Source organism: Nocardiopsis alba DSM 43377, from assembly GCF_000341225.1.
In the GTDB taxonomy this organism is placed as follows: Bacteria; Actinomycetota; Actinomycetes; order Streptosporangiales; family Streptosporangiaceae; genus Nocardiopsis; species Nocardiopsis alba.
On record NZ_ANAC01000024.1, the window covers coordinates 31,670 to 49,194 of the forward strand.

General features: G+C 69.0%; 12 protein-coding genes. 6 read left to right on the forward strand and 6 right to left on the reverse strand.

Going from position 1 to position 17,525, the window contains the following annotated elements; genetic code table 11:
• Positions 1-26: 26 nt before the first annotated feature.
• From rpsR to D451_RS0122535, 4 genes are all read right to left on the reverse strand, one after another.
• Entirely contained in the window at positions 27-263 is a 237-nt protein-coding gene (gene rpsR, locus D451_RS0122520) for a 30S ribosomal protein S18 (protein WP_013155832.1), read from the reverse strand.
• A 108-nt stretch (positions 264-371) separates the two neighbouring features.
• Positions 372-947, reverse strand: coding sequence for a single-stranded DNA-binding protein (locus D451_RS0122525; RefSeq protein WP_017536071.1), 576 nt, complete (start codon positions 945-947; stop codon positions 372-374).
• A 107-nt stretch (positions 948-1,054) separates the two neighbouring features.
• On the reverse strand, positions 1,055-1,345 hold the full coding sequence (gene rpsF, locus D451_RS0122530; RefSeq protein WP_014910833.1) for a 30S ribosomal protein S6: 291 nt from the start codon (positions 1,343-1,345) through the stop codon (positions 1,055-1,057).
• 241 nt (positions 1,346-1,586) lie between these two features.
• Positions 1,587-4,397, reverse strand: coding sequence for a transglycosylase domain-containing protein (locus D451_RS0122535; RefSeq protein WP_017536072.1), 2,811 nt, complete (start codon positions 4,395-4,397; stop codon positions 1,587-1,589).
• Positions 4,398-5,259: 862 nt separating this feature from the next.
• On the opposite strand from D451_RS0122535, the gene D451_RS0122540 reads away from it, so the two are divergent.
• Both D451_RS0122540 and D451_RS0122545 read left to right on the forward strand, forming a co-directional pair.
• Positions 5,260-6,336 (forward strand): inositol-3-phosphate synthase, encoded by a 1,077-nt coding sequence (locus tag D451_RS0122540; RefSeq protein WP_017536073.1) that lies wholly within the window; start codon positions 5,260-5,262, stop codon positions 6,334-6,336.
• A gap of 66 nt (positions 6,337-6,402) precedes the next feature.
• Positions 6,403-7,695, forward strand: a complete 1,293-nt coding sequence (locus tag D451_RS0122545) for an MFS transporter (protein ID WP_036568564.1) — start codon at positions 6,403-6,405, stop codon at positions 7,693-7,695.
• Here the strand turns inward: D451_RS0122545 and D451_RS0122550 are convergent, their stop codons facing one another.
• On the reverse strand, positions 7,696-8,211 hold the full coding sequence (locus tag D451_RS0122550; protein ID WP_017536075.1) for a GNAT family N-acetyltransferase: 516 nt from the start codon (positions 8,209-8,211) through the stop codon (positions 7,696-7,698).
• 157 nt (positions 8,212-8,368) lie between these two features.
• Between D451_RS0122550 and D451_RS0122555 the strand changes: the two genes are divergently transcribed.
• Complete coding sequence (locus D451_RS0122555; protein WP_014909823.1) at positions 8,369-9,094, forward strand: class I SAM-dependent methyltransferase; 726 nt, start codon at positions 8,369-8,371, stop codon at positions 9,092-9,094.
• A gap of 9 nt (positions 9,095-9,103) precedes the next feature.
• Here D451_RS0122555 and D451_RS0122560 read toward each other — a convergent pair whose 3' ends face one another.
• The gene (locus tag D451_RS0122560; protein WP_026125280.1) at positions 9,104-10,606 is read right to left on the reverse strand and encodes a CCA tRNA nucleotidyltransferase; all 1,503 of its coding nucleotides are present in this window, start codon (positions 10,604-10,606) and stop codon (positions 9,104-9,106) included.
• A 351-nt stretch (positions 10,607-10,957) separates the two neighbouring features.
• Between D451_RS0122560 and D451_RS0122565 the strand changes: the two genes are divergently transcribed.
• From D451_RS0122565 to murJ (D451_RS0122575), 3 genes are all read left to right on the forward strand, one after another.
• On the forward strand, positions 10,958-13,483 hold the full coding sequence (locus tag D451_RS0122565; protein ID WP_193789626.1) for a DUF6049 family protein: 2,526 nt from the start codon (positions 10,958-10,960) through the stop codon (positions 13,481-13,483).
• Between the two features lie 179 nt (positions 13,484-13,662).
• On the forward strand, positions 13,663-15,546 hold the full coding sequence (murJ, locus tag D451_RS0122570; RefSeq protein WP_017536077.1) for a murein biosynthesis integral membrane protein MurJ: 1,884 nt from the start codon (positions 13,663-13,665) through the stop codon (positions 15,544-15,546).
• A 168-nt stretch (positions 15,547-15,714) separates the two neighbouring features.
• On the forward strand, positions 15,715-17,505 hold the full coding sequence (gene murJ, locus D451_RS0122575; protein WP_234305899.1) for a murein biosynthesis integral membrane protein MurJ: 1,791 nt from the start codon (positions 15,715-15,717) through the stop codon (positions 17,503-17,505).
• Positions 17,506-17,525: the final 20 nt, after the last annotated feature.

Here is a 17,525-nt window from a genome sequence, read left to right on the forward strand (position 1 = left end):
ACTAAAACCTCCCTCGGATATCGCCGCTAGCGAGCGGTGCTGGTGTAGGGCAGCAGGGCCACCTCGCGCGCGTTCTTGATCGCGGTCGCGACGTCGCGCTGGTGCTGGGTGCAGTTACCCGTGACGCGGCGGGCACGGATCTTGCCGCGCTCGGAGATGAACTTGCGGAGAAGCGTGGTGTCCTTGTAGTCGATGTAGGACTGCTTCTCCTGGCAGAAGAGGCAAACCTTCTTCTTGGGCTTGCGCGCTGCCGGCTTAGCCATCGTGGTGCTCCTTCGCAAGAGCCCCGGGGTCCTCCCGGGGATGGGCTGGGACATGGAAGAGATGACTCGGCGGTTCCGGACCGCCGGGTCGGGTGTGGTGGTACCGGTCTAGAACGGCGGTTCGTCGGAGAAGCCTCCGCCGCCGAAGCCTCCGCCGCCACCACCGTTGGTCGCCCACGGGTCGTCGGCCGGGGGACCGCTGCGGCCGCCCTGGCCACCCTGCGGGCCGCCGAAGCCGCCGCCCTGGTTCCCGTAGCCGCCGCCCTGGGGCTGGCCGCCACCGAAACCGCCACCGCCGCCGCCGAAGCCGCCGCCCTGGCGCTGCGTCTTGGTCACCTTGGCGGTGGCGCTGCGCAGGGCCGGACCGACCTCTTCGACGTCGACCTCGAAAACGGTGCGCTTCTCGCCCTCGCGGGTCTCATAGGAACGCTGCCGCAGACGGCCCTGCACGATGACGCGCATGCCGCGCTGAAGGCTTTCGGCCACGTTCTCCGCGTACTGTCGCCACACCGAGCAGGTGAGGAACATGGACTCGCCGTCCTTCCACTCCCCCGACTGACGGTCGAAGGTGCGGGGCGTCGAGGCCACACGGAAGCTGGCGACCGCGGCTCCACTGTTCGTGAAGCGCAGTTCAGGGTCGTCGACGAGGTTGCCGACGAGCGTGATCTGGGTTTCGCCTGCCATGATCGGCTCCGGTTCGAGATAGTTCGGTTCAGGCGGTTACGCCTGTCCCCGCATCATCCTCGTCACCGAGGACAGAAACAGGGACAGGGGGACGGGCACCGGGGTGCCTAGTGAACCTCGGGACGCAGAACCTTGGTGCGGAGCACGGCCTCGGCGATGCCGAGCTGACGCTCGAGCTCCTTGACCGTGGCGGGCTCGGCGGTCAGGTCGATGACCGCGTAGATGCCTTCGGAGTTCTTCTCGATGTCGTAGGCGAGACGACGCTTGCCCCAGATCTCCGTCTTCTCGACCGAGCCGCCGTCGTTGCGGACGACGCCGAGGAAGTTCTCCAGCGACGGGGCGACGGTGCGCTCGTCGAGGTTCGGGTCGAGGATGATCATGATTTCGTAACGACGCATAGGCGTACGTTCCTCCTCTGGACTGTCGCGGCCATGGAATCTCCATGGCAGGAGGGCAGGAGCCCGGGGTTTTCACCGCCCCGTTCGGAGTGGGGCGGCCGCACAGGCTCTGAGCCATACGGGAGCCAAGATTACCAGCAGCGGCGTACCACCGGTGTTGCCCCCGTTGGGAACGGCGAAGGGCCGGTGCCGGAGGGTCTCCCCTCAGGCACCGGCCCTCATCATCGCCGGGTCCGCCGGATCACTCGCGCGGTCGGATCAGCCCCGCGGGGCCGTTCCCCGGCTGTCCGGGGCCGCCGTTTTCGCCACCGTTGTCACCGCCGTCGTCCTCTTCCTCACAGGGCGGGGTCCAAGGCCAGTTTCCACAGTCATCGGGGTTGTCGGTCTCCCCGCCGTCCTCGCAACCGACCTCCCAGGGATCGCACTCCTCCGGCTCGTCGCTGGGCTCGTCGCTCGGCTCGTCGCTGGGCTCCTCGCTCACCTCTTCGCTGGGCTCGTCGCTGGGCTCGTCGCTGGGCTCCTCGCTCGGCGGCGGCGTGGGCAGGAAGCTCTGGTCCTCGCCGACCCACTGGGGCGGCGGGAACTGCTGGTGCTCCTGGCCGGCCATGGCGACCTCCATGTAGGCCTTCCAGACCATCGCGGAGGTGGTACCGCCGTAGACATCGCCGAAATCGGTGCCGAAGTCCAGCGGCTGGCCGCTGTGGCGGCTCAGCCCCACGGCCGTGGAGAGCTGGGGGGTGTACCCGGAGAACCAGGCCGAGACCGCGTCGGAGGAGGTACCGGTCTTACCGGCCACCGGCCGTCCGTCGTCGAGCGCGGCTCTGCTCGCACCACCGTTGAGCACGGCCTCCTGCATGGCGTAGGTGGCGTCGGCCGCGACCCCCTCGGGGAGGACCTCGGTCCCGGTCTCCAGCTCGGTCTTGTCGTCCGGTTCGAGGACCTTGCCGTCGGCCGTCTGGACCTCGGTGACCATGTGCGCCGGGAAGTGGCGCCCTTGAGCCGCGAAGGTCGCGTAGCTGCTGGCCATGTCGAGGGAGTTCACCTGGTGGGTGCCCAGGGCGACGAGCGGACCGACCGTGGAGGTGGTGCTCCGGGCCGGATCGACGCCCATCTCGATCGCGAGCTCGTCGACGCGGGTCTCGCCGACCTCGATCGCCAGTTCCACGAAGCTCGTGTTCACCGAGTCGGCGGTGGACTGGATGAGGTCGACCGGACCGTAGTCGACGTTGTTGGAGTTGTGCACCGGGCTGGCCAGTCCGGGGAACTCGCGCGCGTTGTCGCCGTCGAACTGGCTGCGCAGGCCGATGCCGTCCATCAGCGCGCGCGCCAGGACGTAGGGCTTGTAGGCCGAACCCGCCTGGGTCTGGTGGACCAGGGAGTTGTTGATCACCGTGGCGACGTCGGGGCCGCCGTTGAAGGCGACGATCTCACCGGTGGAGGGGTCCACCGAGGTCAGGCTCCGCATGGTGTCGTCGGCGGCGGACTCGGGCAGGACGCTGAAGGCCTCCTCGGCCGCGTCCATCAGCTCCTTGTCCAGGGAGGTCTTGATGACCAGACCCTCGGTGGCGATCTTGGCGCCGGTCACGCCTTCCTCGGTGTAGCGCCGTTCGACCTCTTCGATCACGGCCTGACGGACGTAGCCCTGTTGGGGATCGGCCGCCTCCTCCGGGTTGTACTCCAGGGTCTCGGGGATCTCCAGGTTCTGGGCCTCGGACTCGGGAAGGCCGCGTTCGCCGCCGGTCTCCTCGTACATCTGGGCGAGCTGGTTCTGGACGTAGGGCCAGCGCTCGTTCTCCAGGTAGTTCTGGGTCCAGGGGCCGAGTTCGGTGCCCTCGAAGTTGCTGGGCATCTGGATGATGATGCCGAGGTAGGCGCCCTGGGCCTCGTCGAGCTCGCTCACGCTCTTGCCGAAGTACTCCTGGGAGGCCATCTCGATACCGGAGGCGCCGCGACCGAAGTAGATCGTGTTGAGGTAGGTCGTGAGAATCTCATCGTGGGTGAGCTGCTGGTTCAGCTTGATCGCGATGAAGATCTCGCGGATCTTCCGGGTCAGGGGGGGCTGCCCGTCGAGGTCGCTGTAGTAGTTACGGGCCATCTGCTGGGTGATGGTCGAACCGCCACCGTCCTCGCCTCGGCTGAGGATGGCGCGGCCGATACCGCGGATATTGATGCCCGGGTCCTCGTAGAAGGTGCGCTGCTCGGCGGCGAGCACACCGTTGACGACCTCCTCGGGGATGTCGTCGCGGGTGATGGAGACGCGCTTGACCTCACCGGTGGTGACGGCGAGTTCCTCCTCGCCCTCCTCGCCGGCCCAGTAGATCTGGGTGGCCGAGGCGGTCTTCTCCGCGTTCTCGGTCAGGTCCCTTTCATCGGGCGCCATCGCGTAGAGGATGACGAAGGCGGCCACGCCGCCGATGATCATCAGGCCGCAGAAGGCCAGCGCGGGTTTCCAGGCCTTGGACAGGAAGCGCTTGATCCAGGGGCGGTCGTCCGGTTCCTTGTCGCGGGGGCGTCGCCGTCCGCCGCCTCCACCGCCGGAGCCGCGTCCGCCTCTGCCGGAACCCCGGCCTCCTTCGGAGCGGGCACCGTGCTCACGGTCGCGAGGGTCACGGGGCCCGGAACCGGCACGCCGGCGGCCTCCCGCCCGGGGGTCGTCGGGACGGCGGCGGGGGCGGTCGCCGTCCTCGGGGCGGCGCGGGCGCTGTCCGTCGGGACGGCGGCGCGGCCGGTCCCCGTCGTCGGGACGACGGCGCCGGCCTTCGGGGTCACGGGGCCGTTCGCCGTCGGCGCGGCGGCGTCCGCCCTCGGGGCGCGGGCGTCCTTCGGAGCGGGCGCCGGCCTCGGGAGGGCGGGCCCTGCGCCGGGGTTCGGCTTCGTCGTTCCCCCAGAAGCCGCCTTCGTCCTCGGGGTCGGGACGGCGACGCCCACCGGCACGTTCTTCCCGTGGCGGGCCGTCGGCCCTGCGCCTTCCGCCGTTACCGCGCGGACCGTCGTCCGGGCCGTTGGCCCGGCGACGGCCGCCGTCGGCACTCCGTCGTCGTTCGGTACTCACGTGGTCCTCGATTGCCTCTCACGGCCGGTCGGCCTGACGATTCCTTGGTGGAAACGGGGGACGGTCCCCCTGGGGGATCGGTGGTTCGCGACCTGTCGCGGTATACCGGCGAGGGTCCGGGCCGGTGTGGCCTGTCTCCACCGCTACGCCTGTCGTTCAAGGCTTGATAAAGAGACGCCCACTTGAGGTCGAAGGTTTTCAACAGGTCGCGAAGACGTTGGCCGCTACTTCCTCCTGGTCGTTGGCCTGCGGGTGCGTTTGCCCCTGTCATCGGCGCTTCGAGCCGACGTGAACGTCGCCGCGGCGGTGGCTTCGTTCCGGGTTCCTACCGGCCGCACACGCAAAGCAAAGGTCACGTTAGAGCGACCGAACGGTAGAGCACAACCCACGCGCGAGAGTATCGCGTGCTTTCACCGTGATCGTCACCTTGCACCGGAATACACACATCCCCGCTGCTCAGAGGTGGTGCGAACTTTCGCGGGCGCCGTTGTGATAGCGGACACTCCCGTTACCCGAGAGGGGGCGGGGCCTTCGGTGACCGGCGAGGTCGGGACCGGTGCCGCGCGCCGGCCGGGAGACCGCGGGGATTCTTACCCTCGTGTGAACATCACGTTTCCGCCGCACCCCGCCGGAGACGGCTCACATGACAGGCAAAGATAGAGTCATAGCAGAACAAACCAGCCGGACATTCACAGTTCACCCCCCGTGGTCGACCACCATGAGGGGGAACAGAACCGCCGTGTGCGCTGCTGACCACATACGGGATACGGACGCAGGACGACGAGCCCCGGACCGCTTCGGCGCGGGCCCGTCGCCATGCGCTGTGGAATCCATGTTCACCAAGAAGAAGGAGCAAGGACCAATGGGTTCGGTACGTGTAGCCGTCGTGGGCGTCGGCAACTGTGCGGCGTCGCTCGTCCAGGGCGTGCACTATTACAAGGACGCCGACCCGGAGTCCCGGGTGCCCGGTCTGATGCATGTCCGATTCGGCCCGTACCACGTGCGCGACATCGAGTTCGTCGCGGCCTTCGACGTGGACGCCAAGAAGGTCGGCCATGACCTGTCCGACGCCATCGTCGCGAGCGAGAACAACACCGTCAAGATCTGCGACGTCCCGCCGACCGGTGTGACCGTCATGCGGGGCCCGACCTACGACGGTCTGGGCCGGTACTACCGCGAGACCATCCAGGAGTCCTCCGAGGACGCCGTCGACGTGGTCGCCGCGCTCAAGGCCTCGAAGGCCGACGTCCTCGTCTCCTACCTCCCGGTGGGTTCCGAGGAGGCCGACAAGTTCTACGCCCAGTGCGCCATCGACGCGGGTGTCGCCTTCGTCAACGCGCTCCCCGTCTTCATCGCCTCCGACCCCGAGTGGGCCGAGAAGTTCACCAAGGCCGGGGTGCCGATCATCGGCGACGACATCAAGTCGCAGATCGGCGCGACCATCACCCACCGTGTGCTGTCCAAGCTGTTCGAGGACCGCGGCGTCGTCGTCGACCGCACCTACCAGCTCAACTTCGGCGGCAACATGGACTTCAAGAACATGTTGGAGCGCGAGCGCCTGGAGTCCAAGAAGATCTCCAAGACCCAGTCGGTCACCTCGCAGATCCCGCACGAGCTCAACGCCGGTTCCGTGCACATCGGCCCCTCGGACCACGTGCCGTGGCTGGACGACCGCAAGTGGGCCTACATCCGTCTGGAGGGTCGCGCCTTCGGCGACGTCCCGCTGAACCTGGAGTACAAGCTGGAGGTCTGGGACTCCCCGAACTCCGCGGGCATCATCATCGACGCGGTCCGCGCCGCGAAGATCGCCAAGGACCGCGGTATCGGCGGACCGATCCTGGCCCCCTCCTCCTACTTCATGAAGTCGCCGCCCGAGCAGTACAGCGACGCCGAGGCGCACGACCGTGTCGAGCGCTTCATCGAGGGCGAGAACGTCTGATCCTCCGCCCGGGGCCGTCTCCGGCCCCGGGCGTTCCTCATCCGGCGCACGCTCTACCCTGTGTCGGTGTCCTTCTTCGGTGATCTGCGCGAGGTCCTGCGGGGCCCACGTTTCCGCCGGTTGTTCGGTACCCGGTTGGTCTCGCAGTTCTCCGACGGGATCTACCAGGCCGGTCTGGCCGGTTTCGTCTTCTTCAACCCCGAGCAGCACACCGGCGCGGGCGAGGTCGCCATGGCGTTCGCCGTGCTGCTCCTCCCCTTCTCCGTGGTCGCCCCGTTCGCCGGGGTACTCATCGACCGCATGCCGAGGCGTCAGGTCCTCTTCCTGTCCTCGCTGATCAAAGCGGCCCTGGCCACGGTGACCGCGCTCCTGATCGCCCACGGCGAGGGACCCGCGTTCTTCATCGCCGCGCTCCTGGTGTTGAGCGTCAATCGTTTCCTGCTCTCCGGGCTCTCCGCCGGCCTGCCCTACGTGGTCCCGCGCGACCGGTTGATGATGGCCAACGCCGTCACCCCCACCTGCGGCACCGTCGCCAGTTCCCTGGGCACCGGGGTCGGGTTGGCCATCGGGATGATCGGCGGGGAACGGGCCCTGGGCACCGGGATGATCCTGTTCGTCGCCGCGTTGGGCTTCGTCGGGGCCGCCCTGGTCTCGCTCACCCTGCGCTATGGGGAACTGGGTCCGCACCTGGACGAGGAGCCGGAGGAGGTCCGTGCCGCCCTGCGCAACGTGGTGGTCGGTATGACCTCGGGGGTCCGGCACGTCTGGGAGCGGGTGCCCGCCCGGGTCGGGCTGCTCACCATCGGCGGCCACCGGGTCCTGTTCGGGATCTCCACCCTGATCACACTGCTGCTGTACAACAACACCTTCACCGGTGGCGGGGTCGCCGGGATGGCCGGTTTCTCCGTGGCGGCCGGACTGCTCGCCCTCGGGTTCTTCCTCGGGGCCGTGGCCACCCCGTCGGCGACCTCACGGATCGGGGAGAACGCCTGGATCGCCTCCCTGCTCTTCGCCGCCGGGACGGCACTGCTGGTGTTCGGGCTGCCCTTCTCCCCCGCCCTGTTCCCGGTGGCCGCCTTCGTCCTGGGGTTCGTGTCCCAGGGGGTGAAGGTCACCGTCGACACCCTGGTGCAGCGCCACGTCGACGACGCCTTCCGAGGCCGGGTCTTCTCCGTCTACGACGTCCTGTTCAACGCGACCTTCGTCCTGGGCGCGGCGCTGGCCGCCGCTCTGATCCCCCCGTCGGGGACCAGTGCTCCCGTGGTCGCGGCGATGGTGATCGCCTTCCTGTCGATGGGCGCGGCCTGGACGGTACGCGCCCGCCGCGAGAACCGCCACGAGGTGACCCGGATCCCCTGATCAGGGCTCGGTCGTCTCCCGGTACAGCCGCAGGCCTCGTGCCCGGTAGTTGGCCAGGGCGTGCTCCCCGTCGAGGGAGCACGTGTGCAACCACACCCGGCGGGTCGCCTCGTGACCGGCCGGCCGCTCCCCCATCGACCAGGCGCGTCGCAGCGCCTCGGTGAGCATGTGGCCGCCGAGGCCGCGTCCGAGGAACCCGGGCAGGAGACCGAAGTAGACGATCTCGACGTCCCCGGCGTCCTGCCCCTCCAGCTCGACGTAGCCCGCCGGGGTCCCCCGTTCGTACAGGACCCAGGTCTCCACACGGAGATCCTCCGTCCGGGCACGCCACTCGTCGATCCCCCAGGAGCCGCGATCCACCCATTGGTAGTCGCGGCCGACCTCGGAGTAGAGGAAACGGGAGAGCTCGGCGGAGGGGAGCTCCGCGTGGACGAGGGCGACGTGACCCCCCGGATCGCGCCCCGGACGCAACTCGTCGGGGTCGGTGGTCTCCAGATACCAGATGGTGGTGCTCACCGGGGTATTCTCCCGATCCCCGCGTGATCGGCCGAGACCGGGGTCGACGGGGAGACCCCCGCCATGGGTCGACATATCGCCCCATCGTTCGGTGACCGGAGCGTCACCTGATGTAGTGTCCCCCGGGAGAACCCATCCACGAGCGGGAACGGTGGCCATGACCGGTGACCACGGACTCGGCGCCCCTTCGAGCTCCTTCGGGGAACGCGGGGTCGCCAAGCGGATCGAGACGGTGCGCCGACAACTCCCCGTCCGCGGCGATCGACTGCTCGACGTCGGCTGCGGAGACGGCACCTACACCGTCGAACTCGCCGGAGGATACGTGCGGGTCGACGCGGTGGACGTCGAACCCGGACGGTTGGAGTCCTTCTCCGACCGCATCGCCGGAACCGAACTGGAGGACCGGGTCGGCGTGCACAAGATGTCCGTGGACTCCCTGGCCTTCGACGCCAACACCTTCGACCGGGTCACCGCCTTCGAGGTCGTGGAACACCTCGACCACCTGGAGGAGGGACTCTCCGAGATCCGCCGGGTGCTCAAACCGGGAGGCGCCCTCTCCCTCACCACCCCCAACCGCTGGTTCCCCTTCGAGACCCACGGGGTGCTGTGGGGCGCGCGGCGCCGTTCGGCCCTGACCGCGCCCTTCCTGCCCTGGGTGCGCCCCCTGCACGACAGGATGTCGGACGCCCGCGCCTTCACCACGCAGGAGATGGGCGGGCTGTTGCGCGGCGCGGGCCTTCGCGTACGCGCCATCGACTATCTGATGCCGCCCTTCGACCGCCGCCCCCGTGCCCTCCAGCACGTGGCGGACGGGCTGGAGGGCACCCCGCTCCGGGTCTTCGGCATGGCCATGGCCGTCACCGCGGTCAAACCCGGGCTGTAGTGAGGGGGGCTAACGCTCCAGGTGGTCGGCGGCCCAGGAGCGCAGCTCGCGTTCGGCCGTCTCCTTCTCCATCGGACCGTGTTCCAGGCGCAGTTCGAGAAGGAAGCGGTAGGCCTTGCCGACCAGGGGGCCGGGGCCGACGCCGAGGATCTCCTGGATCTCGTTGCCGTCGAGGTCGGGACGGATACGGTCCAGTTCCTCCTGTTCGGCGAGGGTCTCGATGCGACGTTCGATGTCGTCGTAGGAGCGGGCGAGGGCCGCCGCCTTGCGCCGGTTGCGAGTGGTGCAGTCGGCGCGGGTGAGGATGTGCAGCCGCTCCAGCTGGTCTCCGGCGTCACGGGCGTAGCGGCGCACCGCGGAGTCGGTCCACTCCCCCTTGCCGTAGCCGTGGAACCTCAAGTGCAGGGCGACCAGGTGGCCCACCTGACCGACGACGTCCTTGGGGAAGCGCAGCGCGGTGAGCCGCTTACGGCTCATGGAGGCGCCGACCACCTCGTGGTGGTGGAAGGTCACCCGGTTGCCGCCTTCGAAGGCGCGGGTCTTGGGTTTGCCGATGTCGTGCAGGAGCGCGGCCAGACGCAGCACCAGGTCGGGCTCGTGTCCGCGCGAACGCTCCAGATCGATGGCCTGGTCGAGAACGGTGAGCGAATGCTCGTAGACGTCCTTGTGCCGGTGGTGCTCGTCGATCTCCAACCGCATCTTGGGGATCTCCGGGAGGACGTGCTCGGCGATGCCGAGGTCCACCATGAGTTCGATGCCCCGGCGCGGGTTCGGGCTGAGCAGGAGCTTGGTGAGCTCGTCGCGGACACGCTCGGCCGAGACGATGGTGAGCCGGTCGGCCATGTCGCGCGCGGCCTCGGCCACCTCGGGGGCGAGCGTGAAGTCGAGCTGGGCGGCGAAACGGACCGCGCGCATGATGCGCAGCGGGTCGTCGCTGAAGGAGTCCTCCGGCCTTCCGGGGGTGCGCAGCACCTTGGCGCGCAGATCGGCCAGACCCCCGAAGGGGTCGACGAACTCTCCGCTCGGCAACCGGACCGCCATCGCGTTCACGGTGAAGTCCCGGCGCAGCAGGTCGTCGCGGATGTCGGTGCCGTAGGACACCTCGGGCTTGCGCGACTTGGGCGAGTAGGCCTCGCTGCGATAGGTGGTGATCTCCAACTGGTCGCCGCGCTTGCGCAGACCGACGGTGCCGAACTCGATGCCGACCGTCCACACCGAGTCGGCCCAGCCGTCGACCAGTTCGAGGATGCGCTGGGGGACGGCGTCGGTGGTGAGGTCGATGTCGTTGGAGGCGCGGCCGAGCAGAGCGTCACGGACCGGACCGCCGACGAGGGCGAGCTGTTGGTCGTGCGCGGCGAACCGGTCGCCGAGTTCCTCTGAGACCGTACGCATCGAGTCGATCAGCGCGGTGATCGCGGCGCGCTGCTCACCGGTCGGCTCGTCCACGACCGAGCTCCTTCCGATGCGCTCGTCACGTGCGGTGTCGTTACTCGAAAACTCTGTGTTCGGCACACAACGCAGATTAAGTGGCCGCGCGGGCAAACCGCGAATCGTCTCCGACCTTCGGCGGAGGGTGTGGAGACCCTGGCGTGGACCCCGTGGCGGATGAAAGGCTGGCCTCACCACACGCCAGGGCGAGGGCCGCGCCAGGACCGGGGTTCGGGGAACGCGGTATCTTCGGGTGCAGTGGTGGCTTGTCACGGTCAGCCCGAGGCCACCTGCCCCGCTTCCGCCGAGCGCGCCGTGCGGGCACCCCGCTCCGTCCCCGCCCTGTCACATCCACATCCCCGGCGGGATGGACATCTGGCCCCGAATCAGGAAACCGGTCAAGCGTTGCGTCGAACTGCTCCCGTGGCCGCGGTCATGACCATGGCCGCCGCGCTGCTCCCGATACCGGCCACGCTCTCGCCCGCCTCCGCGGAGCCCGAGAACGAGGAGTCGGCCCCTCCGGTCGCCGTGGAACGGATCACCCCTTCCTCGCTCGACGAGGACAGCACCCTGCGCGTCTCGGGTGAGGTGACCAACACCACGGGCGCCTCCGTGGAGGACGTCACCGTCCGGATCCGCTACTCCAAGAACGCCTTCACCTCACGTGACGAACTCGACGGGTTCGCCTCGGGCGAGGGCCTCCAACCCGATTCACGGGGTCCGAAGAAGGAGTTCGAGGGCGAGCTGAAGCCCGACGGCACCATCGAGTACTCGCTCAGCACCCCGGTGGAGGATCTCGAGCTGGGGTCCTACGGCGTCTACCCCTTGGTGGTGGAGGCCGTCGGCGGTGACGGAGAGCTGCTGGGCACTCAGTACACCTTCCTCCCCTACATGGGCGAGGACGACAAGGACGTGGACCCCGTCGATCTGGCCTGGGTCTGGCCGTTGATGGACGATCCGGGTCGGGCGGACGACGACACCTTCCTCGGAGAGGGTCTCCACGACTCCGTGACCGCCGAGGGGCGGCTCGGTCGACTCTTGGAGGCCGGGGCCCAGGTTCCGCTCTCCTTCGACGTCGGGGACGAGGACCTCGTCAAGGAGCTCGGGCTGAACGAGGACCCGTCCGAGGAGGCGGAGGATCCGTCCCCCGAGGCCGGATCACCCTCTCCCGACGAGGAGCCGAGCGACTCCTCCCCCTCTCCCGAGGAGAGCGGTGAGCCTCGGGACGAGGCCTCCGCGTCGCCGGAGGACGAGGAGTCCGATGAGGACGAGGATCAGGGCGGCGGCGAGAAGGAACGTTCGCCCGAACGCACCGAGGGCATCCCGGTGACCTGGGCCGTCGACCCGGGGACCATGGACGACATCCTCAGGATGGCCGCCGCCGACCACACGGTGGTCGAGGACCTCTCGGAGGTTCCGGCCGGCAGTGACCCCGAGCGGAACGAACGCGCCGCGGACCAGGCGGCGCAGGTATGGCTGCGGGAGGCCCGCGGTGTGCTCGCGGCCGACGCCGTGGTGGCGTCCTCCTACGCCGACACGGACCTGGCGTCCCTGCTGCGCAACGACATGCGCACGGACGCCGAGGCCTCGCTGAGCATCTCCAGGGAGGCCCTGCGACGTTCTCTGGCCCTGGAGGCCGATGAGCGCTTCGCCCTGCCCGCCGAGGGGTTGATGGACGAGGGCGTACAGGAGTTGTTCTCCTCGGACGGCGCCGACCGCTTCCTGTTGACGGAGGAGGCCCTCCCGCCGGAGCCGTGGATCGACACGACCCTGACCGCCGAGGCCCCGCTGCCCGCCACCGGGGCCGAGGAGGAGGGCGTGGACCCCTTCGCCCTGGTCGCCGACGCCGGTCTGACCGAGGTGCTGTCCATGCCCTCGCACGGCCCCGGGGAATCCGCGCTGGCGCTCCAACGGTTCGCCGCCGAGACCGCGATGATCGCCGGCGAGGACGGTGGGAAGGACCGCGTGGTGGTCGCCGCCCCCTCACGGGACTGGGACCCCAGCGCCGAACTCGCCGCCGGGGTGCTCAAGGCCACCGACGACCTGCCCTGGCTGTCGCCCGAGCGGCTGGACCGGGTGAAGACCCCCGATCCCGACGAGTGGGAGGACACCCGGCAGGACCTGAACTACCCCCAGGAGTCCTACGGGCAGGAGCTCAGCTCGACCTACCTCGGCCAGATCGAGGACGTGAGCCGGGACGTCCGACTGTTCAACAGCATCCTCGTCGGGGACAGCGACCCCTTCCGCCCCTCACTGGTGCGGCTGGAGTCGGTGTACTGGCGTGAGCGCGAGGCCCTGGCGGGGGCGACCCGTTCCCTCGTCAGCCAGGCCGTCCAGGGCCGCATGGAGGACGTGCGCATCATCCCGGGCGAGCCGGTCACCCTGGCCAGCCGGACCGGGATCACCGGTGTGCTCGTCGCCAACGACCTGGAGGACGAGTCCGTCTACGTGCACCTGTCGATCTTCTCGGAGAACTCCGAGCGGCTCAGCATCGGTGACTACACGTCCTCCTTCGAGATCGCCCCGGGAGCGAAGACGACGGTCTACGTTCCGCTCTCGGCCCGGATCAACGGCAGCACCACCGTGCACGTGAGCCTCCAGAACGCGGACGGCGAGCCGATCAGCCCGCAGGACACCATGCTCCAGGTGAACGCCACCGGCCTGGGGACCCAGGCTCTGCTCATCAGCGGGATCGGCCTGTTGATCCTGATCGCGGCGCTCGCCCCTCGGGCGCTGCGCAAGTGGGCCCGCCGTCAGGCGGCCAAGGCCGAGAAGAACGAGGACGGTGAGTCCCCCTCCGCCGAGACCCCCCGGGACGAGGGCGCCGAAGCCGGTGACGGCGAGGCCGCCGGGTCCGAGACCGACGAACGGTCCGACGGGACCGAGGGGTCGGCTTCCCGGGACGACGGTTCCGAAGAGGCCGAGGACCGGCCCGACGACGACGGCGACGCGCGCAAGTGATCTCGCCGGCACCGCGGCCGACGGGGCGACGTTCCGACACGTCGCCCCGTCGGCCGTGTCACACCCCTTTTCCCTCCCCGGGTCCCCGGACCCGGGCTTTCCGCCCTTTCCGCGTATCCCCGCACGGAGCCGCGGTACCGATCTCCTTCCCTGCCGGACGAAAGGAACCCTGATCCACAGTGGTCACCGACTCCCCTAACGGCGACGAGTATCCGCCTCGTTACGCCCCCAGGCACCGCAGGCCGGCCTCCGAAGGGCCGCTTCCCGGAGAGGGTCCGATCCGGCCCTATCCCGGGCCGACCCCGTCCTTCGAGGAGGGCGAGCTCCCCGAGCCCGCCGCCGACCCGTACGGCCCCGTGCTCGGCGGAGACCGCCGGGACGCCGGGGAACGCCGGGAGACGGCCGAGGAGCCGGTGCAGGAGTCCGCGGGCGAGGCGGAGCCCTCCGGCGGCATGATGCGCTCCAGCGCGATCATGGCCGTGGGGACCATGGCCTCCCGCCTGACCGGGTTCGCCCGCACCATCGTGCTGGCCGCAGCCATCGGTACCCACCTGCTGGGCGACGCCTACCACACGGCGCACACGATCCCCTTCATCCTCAACGACCTCCTCATCGGTGGTCTGATGGCCTCCGTGGTCATCCCGTTCCTGGTCAAACGGCGCAAGAACGACCTGGACGGCGGCAAGGCCACCGAGGACCGGCTCTTCACCTCGATGGTGCTCGCGCTACTGGTGGTGACCACCGTCGCGATCCTGGCCGCCGAGGCGCTGATCTGGTTGTACGGATCGCGCTTCACGTCCCTCCAGTTCGACACGTCGGTCTATCTGGCCCGGTTCCTGCTCTCCCAGATCTTCTTCGTGGGTCTGAGCGGCCTGCTCAGCGCCATGCTCAACACCCGAGGCAAATTCGGCGCGGCCGTGTGGGCCCCGGTGCTGAACAACATCGTGATCATGGGTGTGGCGGCGATGTTCCTGGTCGTGGCCGGCCCGGGGCGGACCCCCGAGACGGTCACCTCCGCCGAGCTGACCCTGCTCGGCGCCGGAACCGCCGCCGGCATGGCCCTCCAGGCCGTGGTGCTGTTCGTCGCCCTGACCCGCACCGGATACCGCTGGAGGCCCCGCCTCGACCTGCGCGGCTCCGGGCTCGGCGAGGCGCTGCGCTCGGCCGGCTGGATGATGCTCTACACCCTGCTGACCCAGGCCGGTCTGTGGATCACCACCAACATCGCCAACGCCGCCAACGTCGCCGGTATCGAGCAGGGCCTGGACGTGGGTGCCGGTATCAGCGCCTACAACCTGGCCTACCAGCTCTTCCAGCTTCCGTACGCGATCATCGCGGTCTCCCTCATCACCGTGCTGCTGCCCCGGATGAGCGCTCACGCCGACGACCGGAACTGGGACGCGGTCCGCTCGGACTTCTCCCGCACGCTGCGGATCTCCGCGTTCGTGCTGGTGCCGACGGCGTTCGCGGTCGCGATGTTCGCCCAGCCCCTGTCGATCCTGGCCTTCGCCCGCGGTTCCGTCTCGGTGGGGGACGCGTCCGCCATCGGCCAGATCCTCGCGGTCATGTCGCTCGGTCTGGTGCCGTTCACCGTCTTCCAGCTCATGCTGCGGGTCTTCTTCGCGCTCGGCGACACGAGGACCCCGGCCCTCATCGGTATCGCCAACCTGGCCGTTCACAGCGGTCTGGCGCTGGTCGCCTACCTGCTCCTGCCGCCCGACATGGTGGTCGTCGGTGTGGCCGCGGGCTTCATGTTCTCGTTCCTGAGCGGGTTGACCATCGCCGGTCAGGTCCTCAGCCGGCGGATCGAGGGGCTTGACGGGAAGCACATCATTGGAACAATGTTGCGGCTGCACCTGGCAGTCGTCCCGAGCATCGCGGCGGGCTTCGGCGCGCTCTGGCTCTTCGACACCTACGTCGGTCCCGGTCTGGCCACCTATATCGGCGCCCCCGTCGCCGGTTGCGCGGTCGGTGCCCTGCTCTTCCTCGTCGCCGCGCGCGTACTGCGCGTCCCCGAGCTGAGCGCCGCGGTGGAACTCATCCGAGGCCGGCTGCGTCGTTAGTCACCGCCCCTCTCCTCCACCGGCCCCGCCCCGCCGGTGAGCACGTAGTCGTCCCACCCAGAAAAGGACCGCCCGACGGTGTCCAGCGACCACCCCCGTGAGAAGACCGAGGAGCCCTACCCGGGTCCCTCGGAACGAACGGAGCACCCCGCCCGTCGCCAGTTGGTGATGCCGGAGGACGTGCTCGACGCCTACGAACGCTCCGAACCGGAGTCCGCGCCCGAGACCGGTCTGAAGACCGTCCGGAACCCCGAGGACATCGGTGACGTCGGTACCGCGGACCGTGCCGGTCTGGAGGACGGCGACGAGATCGGCGGGTCCTCCCACACCGCGCCGGGCAACATCGCCAAGTCGACGGCGATCATGGCGGTCGGCACGATCGCCTCCCGCGTGACCGGGTTCGTCCGGACCATCGTCCTGGCGGCGGCGATCGGCACCCAGCTCCTGGGCGACGCCTATCAGACCGCGGGCATGGTCCCGTACATGATCTACGACCTGCTCATCGGCGGGTTGTTGGCCAGTGTGTTCGTACCGTTCCTCGTCAAGCGGCGCAAGCTGGACCCCGACGGCGGCGACAAGACAGAGCAGCGGCTCGTCACCTTGATGCTGCTGGCGCTGTTCGTACTGACCCTGGTGTCCGTGCTGATCGCGGAGTGGTTCATCCGGATCTACGCGGGCGGCTTCAGCGGCTCTCAGTACGAGGTCTCGGTGATCCTGGCCCGTTACCTGGTGCTCCAGATCTTCTTCATCGGCGCCAGCGGTCTGGCCAGCGCGATGCTCAACGCGCGCAACAGGTTCGGGGCCCCGATGTGGGCGCCGGTGCTGAACAACGTCGTCATCATCGGCATCTGCGTGTGGTTCCTGTCCATCGCGGGCCCGGGACGCTCCCCCGACACGGTGACCCAGAGCGAGCTGGCCCTGCTGGGGCTGGGCACCGCCCTGGGGCAGGTCGTCCAGGCCGCCGTGCTCGTGTGGGCGCTCGCGGCGGCCGGTTTCCGTTGGCGTCCCCGCCTGGACCTGCGCGGTTCGGGTCTGGGCGAGGCGGCCGGCGCCGCCTCCTGGATGATGCTCTACATCGTGGTCGCCCAGGTGGGCGCGCTCGTCTCCACCAACGTCGCCACGCGCGCCGGTTCGATGGCGGCCGAGCTGGGCTTCGACACCGGTTCGGGCATCGCCGCGTACAAGTTCGCGTCGATGCTGTTCCAGCTCCCGTACGCGATCATCGCGGTCTCGGTGATCACCGCCCTGCTGCCCCGAATGAGCGAACACGTCGCCGCCGGCCGTAAGGACCAGGTCCGCAGCGACTTCTCCCGGGGCTTCCGCCTCTCCTCGGTCCTGATCGTGCCGATCTCGGTGGCGATGATCGTCTTCGCCGTCCCGTTCTGCGTGATGATCTACGCGCAGGGCAGCACCAGCGCCGAGGACGCGGCCGCGATCGGCCGGATCCTCATGGTCTTCTGCGTGATGTTGATCCCCTTCACGCTGTTCCAGCTCCAGATGCGCGTGTTCTACGCGCTGGGCGACACGCGGACGCCCGCGCTGGTCTCGATCCCCTCCGAGATCGCTCACGCGGTCACGGCGATCGCGCTGCTGTTCGTGTTGGCGGAGAGTCCGCAGCACATCGTGGTGTGGCTGCCGCTCCCCTACGGGCTGTACTACATCGTGGGCTCGATCATCATGTGGTACATCCTCCGTAAGAGACTCAACGGGTTGGACGGGCGCCGCACCCTGGCGACCCTGTTCAAACTGCACCTGGCGGCCGTGCCCGCCGCGGTGTTCGGTGTCCTGATGATCTTCGTCTTCAGTGGTCTGCCCGGTGAGCTGTGGCCGGCGCTCGGGGCGATGGTGGCCGGGGGGCTGGTCGGTGCCGTACTGTTCGTGGTTGCCGCCAAGTTCCTCAATGTGACCGAAGTCACTGCGTTCCTTGATTTGGTCAAGACCCGCCTGCGACGCCGCTGATCACCTGGAATGGCCGACGT